19 protein-coding genes are annotated in these 17,683 nt (G+C 67.1%); 8 read left to right on the plus strand and 11 right to left on the minus strand.

The genetic code is table 11. From position 1 onward, the window contains the following. Positions 1 to 425: 425 nt before the first annotated feature. Positions 426 to 2,477: a RepB family plasmid replication initiator protein gene (locus tag MFF26_RS07590; protein ID WP_238307840.1), complete on the minus strand. Its 2,052-nt coding sequence runs from the start codon at positions 2,475 to 2,477 to the stop codon at positions 426 to 428. Between the two features lie 526 nt (positions 2,478 to 3,003). Between MFF26_RS07590 and MFF26_RS07595 the strand changes: the two genes are divergently transcribed. After that, positions 3,004 to 3,240, plus strand: a complete 237-nt coding sequence (locus MFF26_RS07595) for a hypothetical protein (protein WP_238307841.1) — start codon at positions 3,004 to 3,006, stop codon at positions 3,238 to 3,240. Between the two features lie 533 nt (positions 3,241 to 3,773). Here the strand turns inward: MFF26_RS07595 and MFF26_RS07600 are convergent. After that, complete coding sequence (locus MFF26_RS07600; protein ID WP_238307842.1) at positions 3,774 to 4,331, minus strand: hypothetical protein; 558 nt, start codon at positions 4,329 to 4,331, stop codon at positions 3,774 to 3,776. A gap of 263 nt (positions 4,332 to 4,594) precedes the next feature. On the opposite strand from MFF26_RS07600, the gene MFF26_RS07605 reads away from it, so the two are divergent. Together MFF26_RS07605 and MFF26_RS07610 are read left to right on the plus strand one after the other, a co-directional pair. After that, the gene (locus tag MFF26_RS07605) at positions 4,595 to 4,888 is read left to right on the plus strand and encodes a hypothetical protein (protein ID WP_238307843.1); all 294 of its coding nucleotides are present in this window, start codon (positions 4,595 to 4,597) and stop codon (positions 4,886 to 4,888) included. A gap of 178 nt (positions 4,889 to 5,066) precedes the next feature. Next, entirely contained in the window at positions 5,067 to 5,381 is a 315-nt protein-coding gene (locus MFF26_RS07610; RefSeq protein ID WP_238307844.1) for a hypothetical protein, read from the plus strand. 75 nt (positions 5,382 to 5,456) lie between these two features. On the opposite strand, the gene MFF26_RS07615 is transcribed toward MFF26_RS07610, so the two are convergent. The 3 genes from MFF26_RS07615 to MFF26_RS07625 are packed head-to-tail and all read right to left on the minus strand — an operon-like array spanning position 5,457 to position 7,207. Continuing rightward, positions 5,457 to 6,299, minus strand: a complete 843-nt coding sequence (locus tag MFF26_RS07615) for a hypothetical protein (protein WP_238307845.1) — start codon at positions 6,297 to 6,299, stop codon at positions 5,457 to 5,459. Positions 6,300 to 6,349: 50 nt separating this feature from the next. Next, positions 6,350 to 6,772: a hypothetical protein gene (locus tag MFF26_RS07620; RefSeq protein WP_238307846.1), complete on the minus strand. Its 423-nt coding sequence runs from the start codon at positions 6,770 to 6,772 to the stop codon at positions 6,350 to 6,352. A 36-nt stretch (positions 6,773 to 6,808) separates the two neighbouring features. After that, the gene (locus MFF26_RS07625; RefSeq protein ID WP_238307847.1) at positions 6,809 to 7,207 is read right to left on the minus strand and encodes a hypothetical protein; all 399 of its coding nucleotides are present in this window, start codon (positions 7,205 to 7,207) and stop codon (positions 6,809 to 6,811) included. Positions 7,208 to 7,518: 311 nt separating this feature from the next. Between MFF26_RS07625 and MFF26_RS07630 the strand changes: the two genes are divergently transcribed. The 4 genes from MFF26_RS07630 to MFF26_RS07645 all read left to right on the plus strand — a co-directional run bounded on the left by MFF26_RS07630 (position 7,519) and on the right by MFF26_RS07645 (position 8,935). After that, positions 7,519 to 7,773 (plus strand): hypothetical protein, encoded by a 255-nt coding sequence (locus MFF26_RS07630; RefSeq protein WP_238307848.1) that lies wholly within the window; start codon positions 7,519 to 7,521, stop codon positions 7,771 to 7,773. Beyond that, positions 7,770 to 8,093 (plus strand): hypothetical protein, encoded by a 324-nt coding sequence (locus MFF26_RS07635; RefSeq protein WP_238307849.1) that lies wholly within the window; start codon positions 7,770 to 7,772, stop codon positions 8,091 to 8,093. The genes MFF26_RS07630 and MFF26_RS07635 overlap by 4 nt, the downstream gene beginning before the upstream one ends. Positions 8,094 to 8,105: 12 nt before the next feature. Beyond that, entirely contained in the window at positions 8,106 to 8,300 is a 195-nt protein-coding gene (locus MFF26_RS07640) for a hypothetical protein (protein ID WP_238307850.1), read from the plus strand. A 119-nt stretch (positions 8,301 to 8,419) separates the two neighbouring features. After that, on the plus strand, positions 8,420 to 8,935 hold the full coding sequence (locus MFF26_RS07645) for a hypothetical protein (RefSeq protein ID WP_238307851.1): 516 nt from the start codon (positions 8,420 to 8,422) through the stop codon (positions 8,933 to 8,935). On the opposite strand, the gene MFF26_RS07650 is transcribed toward MFF26_RS07645, so the two are convergent. Further along, a complete protein-coding gene (locus MFF26_RS07650) occupies positions 8,932 to 9,204 on the minus strand; it encodes a hypothetical protein (protein WP_238307852.1) in 273 nt (90 codons plus the stop codon). The two genes, MFF26_RS07645 and MFF26_RS07650, sit on opposite strands and share 4 nt — an antisense overlap. Before the next feature lies 1 nt (position 9,205). Beyond that, positions 9,206 to 9,784: a metallophosphoesterase gene (locus MFF26_RS07655; protein ID WP_238307853.1), complete on the minus strand. Its 579-nt coding sequence runs from the start codon at positions 9,782 to 9,784 to the stop codon at positions 9,206 to 9,208. Positions 9,785 to 10,314: 530 nt separating this feature from the next. On the opposite strand from MFF26_RS07655, the gene MFF26_RS07660 reads away from it, so the two are divergent. Beyond that, a complete protein-coding gene (locus tag MFF26_RS07660; RefSeq protein WP_238307854.1) occupies positions 10,315 to 11,619 on the plus strand; it encodes a tyrosine-type recombinase/integrase in 1,305 nt (434 codons plus the stop codon). A gap of 687 nt (positions 11,620 to 12,306) precedes the next feature. Here the strand turns inward: MFF26_RS07660 and MFF26_RS07665 are convergent. The 4 genes from MFF26_RS07665 to MFF26_RS07680 form a co-directional block, all read right to left on the minus strand. Continuing rightward, a complete protein-coding gene (locus MFF26_RS07665) occupies positions 12,307 to 13,257 on the minus strand; it encodes an alpha/beta hydrolase (RefSeq protein WP_137827805.1) in 951 nt (316 codons plus the stop codon). Positions 13,258 to 13,301: 44 nt separating this feature from the next. Continuing rightward, complete coding sequence (locus MFF26_RS07670; protein WP_238307855.1) at positions 13,302 to 15,884, minus strand: TonB-dependent siderophore receptor; 2,583 nt, start codon at positions 15,882 to 15,884, stop codon at positions 13,302 to 13,304. A gap of 127 nt (positions 15,885 to 16,011) precedes the next feature. Further along, positions 16,012 to 16,956, minus strand: a complete 945-nt coding sequence (locus MFF26_RS07675; RefSeq protein ID WP_137827806.1) for a FecR family protein — start codon at positions 16,954 to 16,956, stop codon at positions 16,012 to 16,014. 93 nt (positions 16,957 to 17,049) lie between these two features. Further along, positions 17,050 to 17,559, minus strand: coding sequence for an RNA polymerase sigma factor (locus MFF26_RS07680; protein WP_137827807.1), 510 nt, complete (start codon positions 17,557 to 17,559; stop codon positions 17,050 to 17,052). Positions 17,560 to 17,683: the final 124 nt, after the last annotated feature.

Below are 17,683 nucleotides of genomic sequence, written 5' to 3' on the forward strand. Positions count from 1 at the left end.
CTCGGGACTGGTAGGCCCCCTTCAGGCTGATGTCGCAGTCGTACTCGCCGTCGAGGATGTGGTTGTGCTCGGCGAGGCGCCAAGTCGCCAGCGCCCGCTGGATGCCCTCGGTGAGGTTGCCCATCCGGCAGATGCGAGCCCGGCACGTGTCGAGCGGGATGAGCTTGTCTTCGATGTAGCTGGCCGCGCAGTGCGTGCAGACAGTGCGCTTGCGTATGACGATGCCCGGTTTGTCCGAGCCGTAGAGGCTGTCCTCGGCGAACGAGGAGACGCTGAACATGTGGCAGACGCTCGCGGCTCGTAGGACCGAATGCCTTTTGCGCGTCGGGACTTACAGGGGGTGCCACCGATTGTGACAGTGTCTAGTCCAGTCTAGGCCGAGAGGAACAAGCGCGACAGCGCGGCGAAGGTTCCGAAGGGCGCTCCTACTCGGACTTCGCCGGGGGCATAGCCTCGGGCTGGGCTGGAGGGAGCGGCGGCGGTGGGGCCACGCGGTTGAACCCGTCGCGATCCTTGACCGTCGCCACGAACAACGGCGCCCCGCCGTAGATCTCGCGCTGGACCTGCTCGAACGTCCGGGGCTTCCCGCGCACGTAGGCGTCGCCCCGGCGCGCGACGCGCTCGCGCCACTCGGCTCTGGCCTTGCGCACACGCTCTCGGACGAAGGCCCGGTCGCGAAGGAGCGCCCCCCTCGGGTCGGTGGCGACGCCGTTCTGCACCGGCACCGTGAGCGTCATGCCGAGGAACGTGACCAGGACCTCGGCGAGGTCAGCGTCGATCCAGTCGGGCACCCGCGTCGCGACGCGGCCCTCGTGCCGTTGCCGGGGCATGTCGAACGTTTCGGCCAGCTTCGCGAGGTTCGCCCGGTACTCGCCCCCCATGGCCTGGTCCGCCCTGGAGAAGATCGGGAACTGCAGGTCGAGGTCCTCGTCGAGGAGCAGCTTGGCCTTCGGGGCCGCGTGCATGCGCGGGAACTCGAAGGCAGGCTGCCAGTACCACCACAGCTTCTTGGCCTCGGCCTTCGCCTCGTCGGTCGAGAGCAGCGCCACGAGGGCGGCATCCGGCACCGGCGGGGCGGGCGCGGGCTCGGGGGCGACAGTGGGAGTGACGGGGGCGGGCATCGGCGACGAATCGGCCTTCGGCATTTTCGGGAGCGCAGGCGGGAGCGTGCCCTCCGCGCGTGCATGCCTCAACGCGCGGCGACGCTCGGCGCGCCCCTCCCGGAAGCGCAGGACCCGGGCCCGCTCGGCCGCCGCGAGGAGGCGGATGGCCTCGTCGCTGGCCCCTGTGTCGAGGCGGACCTGCAGATCGGGAGCGTCCACCTCCGCCATGACGAAGGCCCAGAAGGCGGCGTCCGCCCCGTCCCGCTCGATCGCGTCGAGCAGGCGCTGCCCCCGGTACGAAGCCGTTTCGTAGCCGGGTGTCAGGACGGCGCCGGTGATCGCCTCGTCCAGAGCGGCGAGCCAGAGCCGGCGCCAAGCATGCAGTTCCGACGCAAGGGCGGCCTCGGGCCGGCGGCGCGATCCCGGCCGCGGCTGGGTGACCCGCCGGGACGGGATGGCCGACCCCAGCTTTATCAAGGTCGACGCCCGGAGCTGGAAGCCCGGCGCGTCGGGGTGTGCCTGCAGGAAGCTCATGCTGTCCTTGTCCAGGAGCCGAGCGGCCGATGTCCGCATTTCCGGCGGACGCAGGCGCACGGCGAACGCGACCGCGAGGTTGCGACCCCGCTCGTCCTTGACCTCCTCGGCGGTGACCGTGAAAACCGTCACGTGGTCGGCGAGGTCGGCAAGCGCAGGCTTCAGGTACCGCGCCCGGAGCGGGCCCATGCGGTGCGGCGCGGGCATGCCGAGGATCTCGGCGAGCTCGGCCACGGGGATCGTCACGACATGGGGAGCCGCGTCCGGAAGGTAGCGCACACGGTCCGTGGCGAGGCGGCCGACAAGGTGGCGGTAGAGCAACGCGCCCCCCTTCGTCTTGAGCCGGGCGAGGACGGCGAGGTCGAGGTAGCCGTAGAGCCCCGGCCGGAGCAGCGGCGGCACCCACTCCGGAAGCGAGGCGCGGAACGCATCGCCGATGCCGAGCTCCTGCCTCTCCCCGCCGAAGAGCCGCACGAGGCTGTCCGCGAGCTCGCGCGGCTGCACGAGCCGGCCGTGCCCGCTCATCGCCACGAGGGCGCCGCGGACGGGGATCGCCGGCTCGTTGACCTGCGCCGGCAGGCCGTCGGGGTGCTGCGCGATCGCGTAGCTGACGACCCACTCCCACAGCGCCACGTCCCGCGCGCCGAGGCGGGGGATGGCGCGGAGCCGGCCATCGAGGAGGTAGGCAGCCGTGCGCGGAACGGACGGGGCGATCGAAGCGAAGGCCTCCGGCGAGGCCGCGGCCGCCGCCAGGTCGCCACGCACGGCGGGGGCGAAGGGATCGCGCCGGGCCCGAGCGGTCGGGGCGGAGGTCGCGGAGGGCTTGGGCGAGGCGGGCATGTGCTGACGCTTGCAGATTTTCACCACCGGAGGGTAGCACCCGGCTTGGCAGGAACAAGCCCTTTCCCCTCTGCGGAGACGGGTTTCGGCGGGCCCGGTACGGAGGCTCAAACGGTCCCCTAATACTAATCTAAAGGACCGCTGCCCGGCGGAGGGGGTGGGGAGTCCGACCCGGACGGGGAGAGGATGGTCAGGTCAATTAGTATTGTAATCCGGAAACGCCCGTCACCGCGTCCCATCCGTAGAGAGGAATGGCATGCGGAATGGCGGCCTGAGGTGGTGCAAATCTTCACGCCGTCCCAGCCGCAGGGCGGGGGTGAGATGGTGCAGATCTTCACGCCCGAGGCGTCGCCTCCGCCCGCATGCCTGAGCCCGCCCGAGCCCGGCCCCGGGAGGGGACCGGCATGTGTTGGCGGGTGCACGGCCGGGACCGAGCCTGACGCCACGGGCGGGAGTGCAACCTCGCCCGCCTACTCGACGCCGGGCGCCCTCGTGGCTGCCCGCGTCCTCTTGGGTTTAGGGCGCCATGGCTCGTCACCGCGACATCCCCGTCATCGTCTCGCCGTCCGACCTCAGGGCGCGTGAGGTCAGCCGCGAGGTGGCAGCCGCCGTCCGCTCGGGCCGCGCCCGCTACGTCGGCCTGTCCGAGGGCGAGGCCCGGCGCCTGCTCGATGCCCGCCTCGCGACCCTGCGCCCGCGCGTGGAGGTGGAGGGCGTCGACGGCGTTCGGCTCGCCTTCGCCGCCTTCGGCCGCAGGGGCTGAGGCGACTGTGCCCAGGCCCGCCCCCGGTCCCCAGGTGGAGGGAGGGGGGGGACCCGTCACGGGTCGTTCCCCGAGGGGGGTGCAACCTTCTTGAGGTCGCGTCCGAAAGGTGGGCGCGCACACAAGTTTCGTTTGGGTACGCACCGCGTACCCGCCCCAGCATTTCAGACACGGTTTCAAGGGGATAGGTGGTACGCACCGACGACGTTCTGAGGTACGCGGCGATCGAGATCGTGGAGGTACGCACCCTCCGCGGATACGATTGGAACGCGCGTACGCACGACGAGGCGCAGGTGGCGTAGCTCGCCGCCGCGATCCGCCGCTTCGGCTTCACGAGCCCGGTCCTCGCTGACGAGCACGACGTCATCATCGCCGGCCACGGCCGGCTCCGCTGGGCAGCTCCGACCCCGGCTACGCCAACGCATCGCAGTACCCCCGTACGTCCGAGCTCAGCAGCCTGGTGCACCATTTCTACGTCTAGCGGTCGAGCCGGCTCGCGAGGGCCGCGTCGAAGGCTGCCGGAAATGCGGACGTCACGGCCTGGGTAACCAGGTCGTAGAAGGGAGCCGGGGCCGGTCGTAGTGCAGCTCGTGCACGATGACCGCCAGGACGAGGAGGCGGCCCCCCTCCTGCTTGACGAGGACCGGCGGCTGGTCGGGCCGGAAGTTGACCCACGCGGCGCCGTCGGCGAGCTGCTCGTCGACGTAGTCCCGCGGCAAGTTCCCGTAGGCATCGAGCTCGGCGTCGACGCCTGGCACGAGCGGCCCCTGCGCCGTGGTGGCGTAATCGCCCGGGCCCCGGGTGCCGCCGTCGATCTGGTACTGGAGGTACCGCGCCTGGTCCGGCTTGATCCGCACCAGGGCCGACGTCTCGCGCTCGGGGCCGACGACCGAGACGGCCGCGAACATGCCGACGCCGAACTGGGTGAACGGGGTCGGCCTGTCCAGGTAGGCGGGCATGGCGGCGGCGACGGCGAGCCGGCCGCGCTCGGCCGCGGCGTTCACGGCCTCGACGATGGCCGGCCCGATGGCCTGCTCCACGAAGGCGTCGGCCCCCTGCTCGAAGCCGCTGACGTCGAACTCGATCTTCATGCCGGGCAGCCTCGCCCCCGGCCGTGCACCCGCCAACACAGGGGCCGCCGTCGGGCGCACGTCGGCCCGAAGTGGGCGCACGTCGGCCCCACGTCGGCCCGCGAATATGAACGGCCATTCAGGATGGCGTCACATGTGACGTTCCTTGCATCGTCCGGGTGTAGGCTGCCCCCATGAGAGAGCCCGGATACGTCCCCGCACACGCCTACCTCGAAGCTGGCCCGGCGCGCGCCGGCCGGATCCGCCGGCAGGGCGCCGGCCGAATGGCCACGCGTCGAGCCCGCCTCGCCGTAGAGGGGCGGCCCGACGCGGCCACCCTCGACAAGGCGATCGTCGACGCTCTCCGCGAGGTGATCGCCGCGACGGTGCGGGACGGCGCTACGGAGGGGGGCGTCTACCCGAAGGACATCCTCGTGGGCGTCGCCGAGAAGCTGCGGGAGCGCACCCAGCGGGCGAGGAAGGCCGGTCGGAAGGCGGTCGTCTATAAGGCCGAAGCCGTGGGCGACGCGTTCTACGAGCGCGTCCTCGCACCTAAACCTGCCCCCGCCAAATCGTGAGAACGGCGATTCATTGTCTAGGAGTAACGGGGGGAGTGACGTCCCGGGGCCGATCGACTGCCCGTTCGGGTAACGGCAGGTAACGAAAGCCCAGGGATGATTTCCGAAACGCGTTGACCGGGATTCGAGCCCAGGTGCTCTATAGCGGGGTGAGATCGCCTCGCCCGGAGACGCCCCGATGACCCAGCACCACGCCGCCCGCGTTGGCTTCGAAGCCGCCGGCACCGTAGGCGCGGGGCTCGCCCTCGGGCACCTCGCGATCCAGGATGGAATGCGGGAGGTCCGCCGGATCCAGCGCGAGGAGAAGCACAGCGTGGTCGCGCTCGCGAACCGCCTCGAAGAGGCCCGCGCATCCGAGGCCGCCGCGCACCGCCGGGCTCGCACCGCGGAGGCAGAGCTCGCGTTCGCCCGCGACGAGATCCGGGAGCTTCAAGTCCTCCTCGCGCAGCAGGTCCGCCTCGTCCAGGAATTCCGGGAAATCTGCGGCGTCTGACCGTCGAGGGCTCGCCCCAAAGGAAAGGCCCGCCGGGTGACCGGCGGGCCTTCGTCGTTTCGGAGGGGTCCCGGCTCAGCCGAAGGACGGCCTCGGCGAGGGGCGCGGGCGCGGGCCACGGATCGGGATGACCTGCCCTCTCTCCTGAGGCCCCTCCGGCGGGCGGGGGCCCCGCGTCGCCATGTCCGCCGCGCCGGCGCGGTCGCGCGTCGCGTTGGCGCGCGCCTTCCGCATCATCTCCGCCATAGCCGCCGGGCTGACATCGACCTCGGCGACAGCCTTGGCGAGCCGGGCGGTCGACGACAGGACCCGGGGCAACCCCGGCACGAGGTCCTCCCGCTTCGTCGCGTTGACGTGCCGATCGAGGGCGTAGGACGGCGCGTCGACCACGGCCTGCAGCTGCGCCGGCGTCAGGCTCTCCAACCAGTGCGTGACCGGGGGCGTGAGGTCGTCGCGGTAGATGGCATGGAGCTCGCCGCCCTCGCGCTGGAGCGAGGAGGCGGCGGACTGGATCCGGATGCCCACGAGGCAGGCGTCGCGCAGCGCCGCCTGCGCCGGGTTGTTCTCGGGATCCACCATCTGCATGCGCGTCTCGTCCCGCTCGACCGCCGCGTCCGCAACGTTCTTCGCCGTAACGGGTCGCGTCGGCAGGAGGGCCCCGAGGGTCGACCCGATCGCGTTGGCGGTCACGTCGACGGCGTGCAGCGGCAGGGTCAGCGCGTGCCCGAGCCCGCGCCCGGCGGCGGACAGGCCGTCGCCGACGAAGCCGGGGACCGCCCCCTTCGCCGCGGCGCCGAAGCGGCGGGCGGCCGGCTTCACGCCGTCCCACTCGTCGCCGAGCACCGCGAAGAACAGGGCCATCACCATGCGGATGGCGGCCTCGATGAGCTCGGCCAGCTTCTGTGCCCAGGTCTTCATGTGTGTTCTCCCGTGTGTCCGATGTCGATTGAAGGTGAGGTTTTCGAAAGTCAGAAGCCGAGGGCCGCCTGTTCGGGATCGGCCCGCCGGCGCGGCGCCAGGGGCTCGCCGAAGAGCACGACGTTGGCATCGTGCGAGAGCTGCCTCCTGTGCTGGTGCAGCAAGGCCAGGGCGTGCGCGGCCTCGGCCCGGGTGAGGACCGCCCGCTCGCTCAGGATGTGCCCGGTCCACGTCGTCGCTTGCGACCACCCCCGCGCATTCCGTTCAGCGGCCCAGTCCGCGTCGAGGCCGCTGATGTAGCGGCACGCCTCCAGCGCCGACGCCCGGATCGCCTCGTCCCAGGCGAGGGCGAAGAACCTGGCGGGGGCCGGCCGGCCGAGGCGCTCCTCTGCCCGGCGCACGTTGCCCTCCGCGTTCGAGAGGCAGCGCTCGGCCGCGCGGAGCCCCCACCTCGTCCAGCTGTCCGCGGCCACGAGATCTCGGGCCTCGTCGAGGGACCGGCCCAACGCCTACGGGCGCTCGTCGAGGAGCTGGCGCAGGGCCGAACGAATCGGCGGGGCCGAAATTTCAGCCGCAGCGACGTCGCGCTCGTGTCGCTCCTGATCCTGCCGGGCCCGCTCCTCGCGCTCCGCGGCTGCCGCGGCGACCACCCGGTCGACCTCGACCTGCAGGGCGGCGACGTCGACCGTGACGCCCATGTCCCACCAGCATGCGAGCAGCTGGGGCTGGCCGTGGCCGCGGTCGGTCCAGGAGTAGCCGACGCCGACGAGCATGCCGCGGGCCAGCTTGTAGGCGTCGGTGAAGGCGGGGGTCGGCTCGTCGCAGAGCCACAGCGGCATGACGTTGCCGTAGCGGCGCTGCTCCCCGACGCAGCGCCAGGTGGCGCCGAACTCGATCGGCGGGCTCATGATGTCCTCTGAGAAACCAGGGTGGCGGGCGCTTTGGCCCGGTCAGCTGGTACGCTGACAAGCTGAGCGTCCTCCCACTGGAAGAATTCCGCAAGACCAAAATTCATGTAACGAGTTTCTCAAGGACTGTAACGCTTTTCTCAAGCTCGATCTTCGGATCATGAAGGCGCGAAAGACGCTCGCTTGCTGAGTATGTAGTGCGGAGAACCGGAAAACACGGCGATGAATGCTTGACGTAGGCTTCCGACGCGCCGACATTAGCTGCAACGCTGATACACAACGGGGCGTACGGCGAGCACGCGGAGGGCATCGTGGCGGACGAGTTGAGCGAGGAGGCGCCGGCGCGGCCGGCGGCGAGCGAGGGGGCGGTCGACGCGCTCGCGCAGTTGGAGGAGGCGATCCACACCGCCGGCAGCGCGGCGGCGTGGGCGGCCGCGGCGGGGATCTCGCCGGCCTACGTCAGCGACGTCCGTCTCCGCCGTCGCGCCCCCGGTGCGGCGGTCCTGCGCGCACTCGGGCTGGAGAAGCGCGTCAGCTACGTGCCCGCCGGGGAGGCCGGCCGGTGAGCGAGTGGTCCGACTACCAGCACGCGCTCGGCGAGGACGTAGAGCCGGAGGAGCCGACGTTCGCGGACGGGGGCATCGTTCGCCGGCACACCGCCCGGAAGGCCCTCTGGTGCGAGGGTTGCCCGATCGACCGCGGCATCATGCCGGGCGAGCGCTACGCCGTCCACATCGGCCTCGACGGGTGGGGCGACTTCTTCTGCGAGCGCTCTTGCGACGGCATGCCCGACGCCTGCCGCGCCGCCCTGCCGCCCGAGCCGGTCCGGGCCGCCCCGCGGGGGCCGTGCCTGCCGCTCGGCGACGACGAACACATTCCCTTCTGAAGGAGCTCTCCCATGGGCCGCGTCCGCGACAATTTCTTCGACAGCCTCACGCCCGACGAGGAGCGCGAGCTCTACGACCGAGACGCTGAGCGACCCGGTCCCGACGAGCCCGACCCGCGGCTCGACGCCGAGCCCGAGCTCCCCTTCCCGCCGCTGCCGTCCTGCGCGCCGGAGGACCTCTCCATCCTCGACGACTGCCCCTTCTAGGAGCGCGCTGTGACGCAGGAAGATCACGACGCCATCGAGCGCGAGCGCATGGAGCGGATCGAGGAATACACCCGCGAGGTCGGCCTCGACCTGACGAAGCCCGTAGGGGAGGAGTAGACATGCCCTGGACCCGCCGCCGCATCGAGCCGCTGCGCCCGCCCGTCGGGCCGAACGGATACACGTACAACCCCAACCTCGTCGTCCAGACGAGCCGGGTCGCCGACGCCCGCGACTTCGCCACCGACCCGATCTGGCAGGTCGCCTCCCTCACGAAGGAGGGCCGGGCTGCCGTCCTCCGCCCCGCCGGCGGCATCTGCGGACCCGCCTTGCTCCGGGGGTGGCGGGTCCGGAAGCTTGGCGCCGCGGAGCACTGCGCCCTCGTGCTCCGTGTCGACCACTTCCTGAACGGGGGGCTCGTCTCCGTGTCGCCGGAGTGGGTTGCTATGGAATACAATGACAGGATGTTGGTCGTGACGCCGGAGCTCGTCGTGGGCGTCAGGGGCGCCTACGAAGACGTGGCCTTCGGAGCCCTCGGCGACATCTTCGTCGGGACGCATCCGCGCAAGCGCAGGCGGATCCGCCACCGGGGCCGGGCCGACGACCTCGAAGCGCTCGCCGGCCTCGCCCCCGGCTAGGTCTCGTCGGCGCGCTCGCACAGGACGGAGCCGTACGTCGCCCCATCCGGCAGGTCCCCGAGCCGGGCTGGCCTATACCGGGGCCGCATGCAGCACGAGAAGTAGGCGAGCGTGATCGGCGGCCTGGGGTCTCCCGGCCGCCGCACCGCGTTCGCCTCCGCGACCCGGCGCTCGGCCTCGGCGCGGTCGATCGCGAGGTTGAGCCGACCGCAGGTCAGGCACGTGACGGCGCCCGGCGGGGGCTCGCTGAAAGTGTAGCCGCCCCTCATTTCAGGCGGCCTCGGCCAGGGCGGCCGCCGCGGCGGGACCGGCCTCGCGCCGGGCGACGTCGGCGAGGAGCTCTTGGATCTCGGGCACGGTCACCGGCCGGAAGGCCCATGCGTCGACGCCAACGTCGCAGGACCGGGAGGTCGGAGGGATCGAGCCGTGGCTGTGCCCGAAGAGGTGGATCCGGCCGCGGTGGGCGTCCGGCCACGTCACGTGCGCGTAGTGGCTCAGCCAGAGGTCGACGGGCGCCGGCATGCCCCGGTCCTGCACGAACAGGCGCATCACGTCGTGGATCCCGCCCTCCCACGGTAGGCGCTCCCCCCGGACCTCGTGGTTCCCGCGGATCAGCGTCTTGTGCCCGGCGAGGCGATCGAACACGGACCGGGCGTACTGCAGCGAGCAGCCGTACGCGAAATCGCCGAGGTGGAAGACGCGATCGCCGGGGCGCACGCAGTTGTTCCACATGCTGACGAGGTGCTCGTCGTGCTCCTCGATCGAGGCGAACGGGCGGGGCCGGGCCATCCGATCGCTGAGCATGCCGGCATGCCCCACGTGCGTGTCTGAAACTAGGTAGGTCGTCACGGGCAGGACCCTCGAACGGAACGCGGCGGCCGTCCGGATATCCGGCGGCGGATTGCTGGCTCAGGCCGGCAAGCGTTTCGAGGGGGCGTGCGTCATGCAGGGCAGCCTCGCCGATCGGCCGCCCCGGCGCAAGGCCGACCTGTCGGCAGGGTTGCCGGATCCCTGGCCGCGGGGCCCGAGCCCAGGCGCGGCGGGCCATGTTCCGTTTACCCTTCGTTCTTCTTCCCGCTTGCGGCCGGGGCCCCGGTGCGGGATCATCCTCGCATGCCCGAATACCAGCTCATTGTCTCCGAGTGGGACCCCTCCGAAGGGGCGTGGTTTCGCACCAAGCACGCGGACTTCGATACGCTCATGCCGCTCGAAGACGCGGTGTGGTGCCCCGAGGTTCGGGATGGGCTGGGTTTCCCGATTTTCTCCACCGCGCAGTTGCGTGCCGCCACGAAGGCGCGGGGCCCGAAACGTCTCCGCTCGATGAGGCCCGGTCACGGCCTGCTCGTGACACGACGCGAACTCAGCGAATGGAGAGAACGATGCCTCGACCACGGAAGCCCGCCCGCCTCAAGCTCGACCTCGACCGTGGGGTCTGGGCGATCCACGACGGCGACTTCAAGCGACGCACAGCGCACGGCCCTGGCGATCGCGCAGCGGCTGAAGCGGAGCTCGCGCTCTACGTAATCGAGCGCGATCGGCGCCTGGAGGAGGAGGCCCGCGTCGTCCCTGAGGACGACGACCCGACGAACCAGGATCCGCGCCTCGTCAGCATCGCGACCGCGCTCGCCTTCTACGGGCAGGCCAAGGAGGAGACGTCGAACGCGAGCCTGATCGGGCATCACATCACCAACTTGCTCCGGCACTGGGGCGGGAAGAACCTGTCGCAGGTGAAGGCGGCGTCCTGCCGGGCCTACGTCGAAGCCCGCTGCCGGGAGCGCTGGAAGCCGCCGGGATCGACTGGGCCCGGCAAGCCGATCAAGCCGGCGACTGCCGGGCGCGAGCTCCAGACCCTCGGCGCGGCGATCGGGCACTGGCACAAGGAATTCACCCTCCACGCCAAGCCGGTCGTGTCGCTGCCGGCGAAGGCCAAGCCGCACGTCGACTGGCTGACCGAGGTGGAGTACGCGCGCCTCCTGAAGGTGACGCAGGGTTGGCGCTGGGTCTCCTCGGACCTTGCGACGCAGGAGCCCAACTGGGAGCGCGCGCCGGACACGCCGTTCGTCGCCGCCTGGAAGGAGCGGGCCGGGGCGGACTACGTCCACGACGATCACCTGGAGCGCGCCTGCGAGATCGGGTTCTACTCGGGCACGCGGTCCGGCGCGATGCTGGGCCTGCGTTGGAAGCGGGACCGGATCGACGGCTGGATCGACTTCAACGGGGTGACTCTGTTCAGGGCCGGCCCGGAAGCGCCGCCGACCCGCAAGCGCCAGCCCCCGTGCCGGATCCACGACCGGCTTCTGCCCCGGCTCCTGGAATGGCGGAAGGCCGACATGGCCCTGAACCTGCACGACGCGGAGGGGAAGCCGATGCCGGTGACGCACGTGATCCACGAGCGCGGCGTCCCGCTCGGCCGGATCGACGGTGCCTTCGGCCGGGCGGCCCGGCTCGCCGGGCTGGATCGCCGCGAGATCGACGGATCCTGGCGGGTCGGGAACGAGAACCCGGCCGACGACCTCGGCATGCCCTCGCCGCACATCCTGCGCCACACCCGGGCGACGCTGATGCTCAGGGCCGGCGTGCCCCCGCACGAGGTCGGCGAGTACCTGGGAATGACCGTGAAGATGGTGCTGGAGGTGTACGGCCACACGCACGCGGAGTACCAGAAGCGGGCCGCGGCGGCGTAGCGGGACGTTTCCGACCCCAGGTCGGAAACCCCTGTTTCACGGGGCGCGATGGGATCGAACGGCGTTGTACGGGATCGCACGGCAAGCGACTGAGCCGCCTCGGGAAACCGGCGGTTTCAGAGGGGGAGGGCGGGTCGTCGTGAGTACGTTGACATGGTAGGGGTCACAGGTTCGATCCCTGTCGCGCCCACCACTCACCCCAGTGATGTCAACGACCGAATGGTCGGCATTGGGGTAGGCTTGCAGAAAAGTTAGTGAGAGCATTGGTCCTACCGATGCGGCAGGCCAACATTTATCTGCGCGTGGCCCGATTGCAGTGGCGATTGATTGACTTCAATGCCGCTCGGTGACGTTCATGACGCTCCGCGATAAGCGTCTAAAGTTCGAACCTCAAGAACTTCCGCTACAGCTATTGAGAGACGCAGGGCGAAAGCATTTCGCATGATGATCGGATAAAAATCTTGTACAAAATGTAACACGGTATTAAATTATAATATATAGGTCGATATTGTATTAGGGCTTGCTTTCCTTTGGTCAGATTCGGCTGATGTTTCTGCGCACTTGATGCGATGCAGCTAAAATCGCGTCAGCGTTCTATAGATCCCAATCGATTGATTCCGTGCGGCGCAAGGAAAAGCGCAGCTGCCCCTCGACGAAAATTGCAAAGTGCGAGTGGCGCAACACAACTCAGGCTCCCGATTGCAGGAAAAACGCAACAGCCTCATTCAAGGCTTCTGGCAGCGCAGCCATATGTGTTCTTCTCGGGATGAGTCGAAAATCAGCCGAAAATCCATGATCCCGTTTCAGTCGGGAGGTCAGATCACGCGCCTGCTGAGGGATCTGTGCCGAGTCTAATCCAGTCCGAATGTTCTCTCGATCTATCTGCTGCGTGTAGAAAGGCGCAGGTTCCTCCTCATAAGCTCCCGCCAGGAGGAGAACCCGCTGTCTACGATGAGGTCGGTCCTTCGGAACTGCGAAGCTTGCGAGAAGCACGCGATCTTCCCAGTAAATGGATGGGCTCGCAGCGATCCAGTGCGAGAAGGCCGATGGCGCCTGTGCGAGGGCGTAGAGGGTGAAGAGTCCGCCGAAGGAATGGCCGAACAGGGCCTGTCGCGCTTGATCGATCCGGCAGCGGTGTTCGATGGTCGGCTTCAACGTGCCGGTGATGAAACGTAGAAATTCGGCGGCACCCCCTGTCCGGACAGGAGGCGCACCGGGCTGATGCGATGGATAGGTGCGACCTGGGGGCGGCGTGTAGTCCCAACAGCGGCGGACCACATCGTACGCATCCGTCGTGGGGTAGCCGATTCCGACGACGACAAACCGAGACGTAATCCCCGTCGCCTCCGGATATGAGGCCTGCACCCGTTCGATATCGATGGCGGTTGCCGTGACCGCATTGCCATCGAGCAGGTACAGGACGGGCCAACCCGCTGCCGGCGCATCACCGGGCGGGACGTAGAGCGTGATCCGCCACGGCAGTCGCCCGTCCCGCCCGCCCAGATCGAAGCGGATTGCGCCAGGGATCTGAGCTGGCACATCCTGCTCAATCGGGGCTGCGATGGATCGGCGGGCGTTCACCAGGCCAGCCGCGAAGATGAGGCCTATCGTGGCGCGCCGGGAGATGTGATCGCCCATCTGCGTCACTCCCCCGATCCTGGTTTCCGCACAGTAGAATTGCCTCACCACCGGTAGATCAGACTACCAATGACCGTTGCGGGTGCCCCACGAAAACAAAACGCTGCTTGGCAACTCACAAATCTGCGGTCAAAAACGTTCGAAGCATTGATTTGTGCTTTGACTCCGCGAAAACGCGGATTGAGCGCGGATAGGTCATAGGAAATCATTGCGTCGAACAGCGACACTGTCTCGTTTCTCACCGTATTTTCATCGTCGGCAAAGCTCGCCCCAATATACCGGAAGCCGCCCCCAACCTGTAGTCCTGCCAGGGCAGACGAAAGAGGGAATTGATATGTGGCAAACGCCCTAAAGCTATTGCCAGGGACACCAGAGAGCGCATTGCCATCAATCGGAGCATTGGTGCTTGATGACGTTTGTTGGAGGAAGCGAAAATCAAGATGCGTGTAAGCGAGTGTCAGGTTCGTGCCTGGCCCGAAATTGGCCGCAAGTTCTGCCTCGAACCCTCTCGATTGTACCGCACCGGTTGCGATCTGAAATGCGATGTTCGTCGGGTCCGTGCGCACTAGGGAAGATTGTACGATATCGAAGCCCGCGAAGGCCGCCGTGATGTTCGTTCCGGGTACGGCATATTTGACGCCCGCTTCGATTTGATCGCCCGTTGCGGGTTTAAATGACCGCAATTGCGCGTCGACGCCGGTTTGTGGCGTAAAGGTCGTCGCGTAACTGGCATAGGGAACGAACCCGGGTGCCAGAACATAGTTCAGGCCGACACGACCGGTGAAGGCATGGTCGTTTCGGGTGCGTGCGACGTCGGGAACGCCTCCATTGATGGCCTGAGTGGTCTGCTGAACGAAATCCTGCCGGCCCGTCAGCGTGAGAATGAAACGATCCCATCGAGCCTGCTCTTGCAGATAAACACCGATCTGATCTTGATTTTGACGGTTTCCATTGGTGAGGGCAGGATTTGGAATAAACGTGCGATAGCGGAAATTAGCAAAGTCGCGAACGCCGGACAAATCCAGCGGCGGTACGTTATATCCGAGGCCAAACTGGCGTTGATAATCATAGTGTAGATAGTCAATTCCTCCGAGCAATGTGTGGTTGATCGGGCCGGTTTGCGCGCGATGTTCGATTTGGTTGTCTAAGGCAACGTATTTCAGTTTATCGACAGCCAGCGCGGCATATCGATTTGCTGAAAAGCTCGTGATGCTTATAATGGATGTGTAGCCATACTCGCTGTCAATATCTTCATAACGGAAGTTTTGCCTAACGATCGTGTCAGGGGAAAAGCGATGCTCTAAAGAATAGCCGATGCGATACTGGCGCTGTAAATATTTATTAAATCCGGAGTCTCCTTCGTAGAGATGGGACGCCACGAATTTCGGAAAATTATAGAAGGAAGACGTGGCCGGCAGTCTTGAGTCTTGAAATTCCGTCAACAAAGTAAAGGTCGTATCAGCTGACGGCTTCCACGTCAGTGAAGGTGCGATGCTGACGCGATCATCGGTTCCGCCGGGGAAGAAATTACCCGATCGGCGAACGATACCCGTGACCCGGTATGCGAAAGCGTTGTCAGAGCCTTCCACCGGGCCGCCGAAATCGAAGCTACCCTGATAGCGATCATAGTTTCCGGCTTGAAAAATCGCTTCACCAAAGCGCGTGAACAGCGGACGCTTCGAGGTTGCATCGACGATACCTCCGGGCGAGCCGAGGCCGTAGAGGCCAGCCGATGGACCTCTCAGTATGGCGACGGCATCAGCGCCGTAGGATTCGATATGCGGCACGGCGATACCGACGGCGACCCGACGTAGGCCATCGCGGTAGACGCTGTCGAAGGTTCCAAGAAATCCCCGGACATAGAAAGAGTCGAATCCCGGATTAAAACCGAACGTGTCTGTCGATGCCCCTGGAGCGTAGGTGATCGCCTCGTTCAGCGTTTGAACGGCGCGATCATTGAGTTGCTCACGCCCGATGACCGTCACGGATTGAGGTGTTTCAATCAGCGCGGTGTTGGTCTTCGTGGCGGCCGGGCTGACCTTAGTCGTATAGCCGACGATTCCGCTCGGTCCGCCACCGCCGCCGCTGGTCGCTGATCCGTCCTGGCCTGAGGCGGTCTCGGCCTTCGGTACGCCCTCGACCAAGAGTTCTTCGAGCGTGACAGCATTCGTGGGCTCGGCACCGAGCTGCACATATCGCGGATTGACGAGGGTGATCGTCGTTGGGCCGGCGGTTCGGTAGGTCAGACCCGTACCGTCGAGGAGCTTGGCCAGGGCCTCGAGCGGCAAAAATTCCCCGCTCACGCCGCTGGTCCAGAGGTTCTCCGTCAGCGTCGTCTGATAGGCGAGTTTGAGGCGCAACTGCTTTGCAAGGGCAGTCAGCGCCGGCTCGAGCGGACCGGACGGTATCGAAACGGGAAGGCGCAAGGTGCCGGCACCGGCTGCCGGAGGGATCGACGTCGCCGAAACCGGTACGATGTTGATCTTGCCGGTCATAGGAACGGTCAGGCGGTCCTCGACACGATCTTCGGCCGCCGCCGCGCAGCTCAACGCCGACAACGACGCGCTTGCCAGGGCTGCGAACCGCAGCCTCTTGCCCAAACCTGTCTGCTCCCGCACGCCCATCATTCGCCCCGGCCTCGTCACGTAAAGGGGCGAAGGCGAATCGCGCTCACTCGTCCCTGCGATGGTAGACCGGCGACCGAGAAATCTCCTGACGTCCGAAATGCAGATTCTCTCGAGTCAAGGCGGTGTGTCAGGTTGCAGGCCGTACGAGCACCAGCAGGGGCGTCACGCGGGTGATCTGCACGCCCATCGTGGCCGCCAGCACGTCGAGCGCCTCGTCGGTATCGCGCGGGTCGAGCGTGCCGCTGAAGCGCTTGGCCGCGACGGATGGGCCGAGGATGACGATGCGCCCCCGTCGATAGCGCTCAAGCTCGGCGAGGACCTTGGAGAGGGGCTGTCCCGAGAAGAGCAGCGTACCGTCCCGCCAAGCCATGGTTTGCGCGACGTCGCTCCGCTCCGCCTCCGGTCGACCCGCAGCATCCTGGGTTGCGATCTCACCAGCCTGGAGGGTCGCTTGGCCGATATCCGTGGTTACTTCTACCTTCCCTTCGGCAACGCCGACCGGGCTCGCGGCTCCATCGACACGGACGAAGAAGCGGGTGCCGACCGCGCGGGCGCTGATGCCGCCGCCGCGCACGACGAACGGTCGTTGCGGATCCGGGACCACATCGAATGCGGCCTCGCCGCGTAAAAGCGTGACCCCGCGTTCGCCGCTGGTGAAGTTCAGTGCCAAGGCCGTATCGGTGTTGAGATCAACCCGGCTTCCATCCACCAAAATCTCGGTCCTGATCCCTCCCACCTCGGTCCAAGCATCGGCCCGGAGCCGATCGAAGAGACCGATGTGCCGGCCCGACAGGCCGACCAAGCCGAGAGCCACGGCAAAGGCGACGATCTTCGGCAGTGCGCTCCCGCGTCGACGGGGATCGGGAACCTGCCCCATGGTCCTGCGCCACCCATCCATCTCGGCATAGGCTTCGGCATGCGCAGGATCGGCAGAGAGCCACGCCTCGAAGGTCTTTCGGTCGGAAGCTGTCGTGTCGGGTGAGGAGAGGCGGACGACCCAGAAAGCGGCCTGCTCGTAGACCGGATCATCGTCGGGGTCGTTCGATGCGTCGGGAGGCGGGGATTCGGTCATGACGCTCTGCGGACAGCCGGACACGCTCCGAAAGGGCATCGCGCTCCGCCATCTCCTAAGACCGGCGATCTGGCAAATTCCTGATAGGGCGATCTAAAAAAAATCGCGGCAGGTCCGTCGCGTATGCAGGAGCGCCTTCATCAGGTGCTTCTCGACCATGTTTTTGCTGATGCCGAGACGGCCCGCGATCTCGCCATTGCTCAACCCGTCGAAAGCGCTGAGGAGAAACGCTTCTCGGCAGCGGGGCGGCAGCGCATCGATGGCGGCGGCAACCAGGCGGAGTTGCTGGCGGGCGATCACCTGCTGCTGAATGCGGACCCGCTCATCTGTGATGTCGTCGAGGGAAACCTCCGAGGCGGATCGAAATAGCTGTGCCTCGAAGCGGCGGCGCTTGCCGAGCGTATTGGCGACATTGCGCGCGACGAAGAACAGAAAGACGCGTGGTTGCTCAATCTCGGTTTGGCTGAGCGCTCTCACCATGCGCAGGTAGGTTTCCTGGCGAGCATCGGCGGCGTCGTCCGGATTGCGAAGCAGTCGCTGCAAGAAGCGTTGAAGAGCGGCACCCTCGCGCCGATGCAACGCCTCGACCGAAACTGCCCCCATGACTCCCGCTCCAACCGACCTGGATCATCGCATCACCGATCGATCTCTTCGGAGTCGAGCAAACGCGCCTCCGTTTGATTATGCAAGCATCTCTAAATTTTTAAATTAGTTTAGATAAGATATA

The sequence above is a fragment of the Methylorubrum suomiense genome, assembly GCF_022179765.1.
Taxonomy (GTDB): domain Bacteria; phylum Pseudomonadota; class Alphaproteobacteria; order Rhizobiales; family Beijerinckiaceae; genus Methylobacterium; species Methylobacterium suomiense.

What these genes read in the sequence shown, in the direction of transcription:
- MFF26_RS07600 (WP_238307842.1), bottom strand. Translation starts at nt 4,331, where the DNA reads ATGAAGATCGAGTTCGACGTCAGCGGCTTCGAGCAGGGGGCCGACGCC.
- MFF26_RS07615 (WP_238307845.1), bottom strand. Translation starts at nt 6,299, where the DNA reads ATGAAGACCTGGGCACAGAAGCTGGCCGAGCTCATCGAGGCCGCCATC.
- MFF26_RS07670 (WP_238307855.1), bottom strand. Translation starts at nt 15,884, where the DNA reads ATGATGGGCGTGCGGGAGCAGACAGGTTTGGGCAAGAGGCTGCGGTTC.
- MFF26_RS07680 (WP_137827807.1), bottom strand. Translation starts at nt 17,559, where the DNA reads ATGGGGGCAGTTTCGGTCGAGGCGTTGCATCGGCGCGAGGGTGCCGCT.
- MFF26_RS07605 (WP_238307843.1), top strand. Translation starts at nt 4,595, where the DNA reads ATGGCCACGCGTCGAGCCCGCCTCGCCGTAGAGGGGCGGCCCGACGCG.
- MFF26_RS07625 (WP_238307847.1), bottom strand. Translation starts at nt 7,207, where the DNA reads ATGAGCCCGCCGATCGAGTTCGGCGCCACCTGGCGCTGCGTCGGGGAG.
- MFF26_RS07645 (WP_238307851.1), top strand. Translation starts at nt 8,420, where the DNA reads ATGCCCTGGACCCGCCGCCGCATCGAGCCGCTGCGCCCGCCCGTCGGG.
- MFF26_RS07675 (WP_137827806.1), bottom strand. Translation starts at nt 16,956, where the DNA reads ATGACCGAATCCCCGCCTCCCGACGCATCGAACGACCCCGACGATGAT.
- MFF26_RS07595 (WP_238307841.1), top strand. Translation starts at nt 3,004, where the DNA reads ATGGCTCGTCACCGCGACATCCCCGTCATCGTCTCGCCGTCCGACCTC.
- MFF26_RS07660 (WP_238307854.1), top strand. Translation starts at nt 10,315, where the DNA reads ATGCCTCGACCACGGAAGCCCGCCCGCCTCAAGCTCGACCTCGACCGT.
- MFF26_RS07665 (WP_137827805.1), bottom strand. Translation starts at nt 13,257, where the DNA reads ATGGGCGATCACATCTCCCGGCGCGCCACGATAGGCCTCATCTTCGCG.
- MFF26_RS07650 (WP_238307852.1), bottom strand. Translation starts at nt 9,204, where the DNA reads ATGAGGGGCGGCTACACTTTCAGCGAGCCCCCGCCGGGCGCCGTCACG.
- MFF26_RS07640 (WP_238307850.1), top strand. Translation starts at nt 8,106, where the DNA reads ATGGGCCGCGTCCGCGACAATTTCTTCGACAGCCTCACGCCCGACGAG.
- MFF26_RS07590 (WP_238307840.1), bottom strand. Translation starts at nt 2,477, where the DNA reads ATGCCCGCCTCGCCCAAGCCCTCCGCGACCTCCGCCCCGACCGCTCGG.
- MFF26_RS07610 (WP_238307844.1), top strand. Translation starts at nt 5,067, where the DNA reads ATGACCCAGCACCACGCCGCCCGCGTTGGCTTCGAAGCCGCCGGCACC.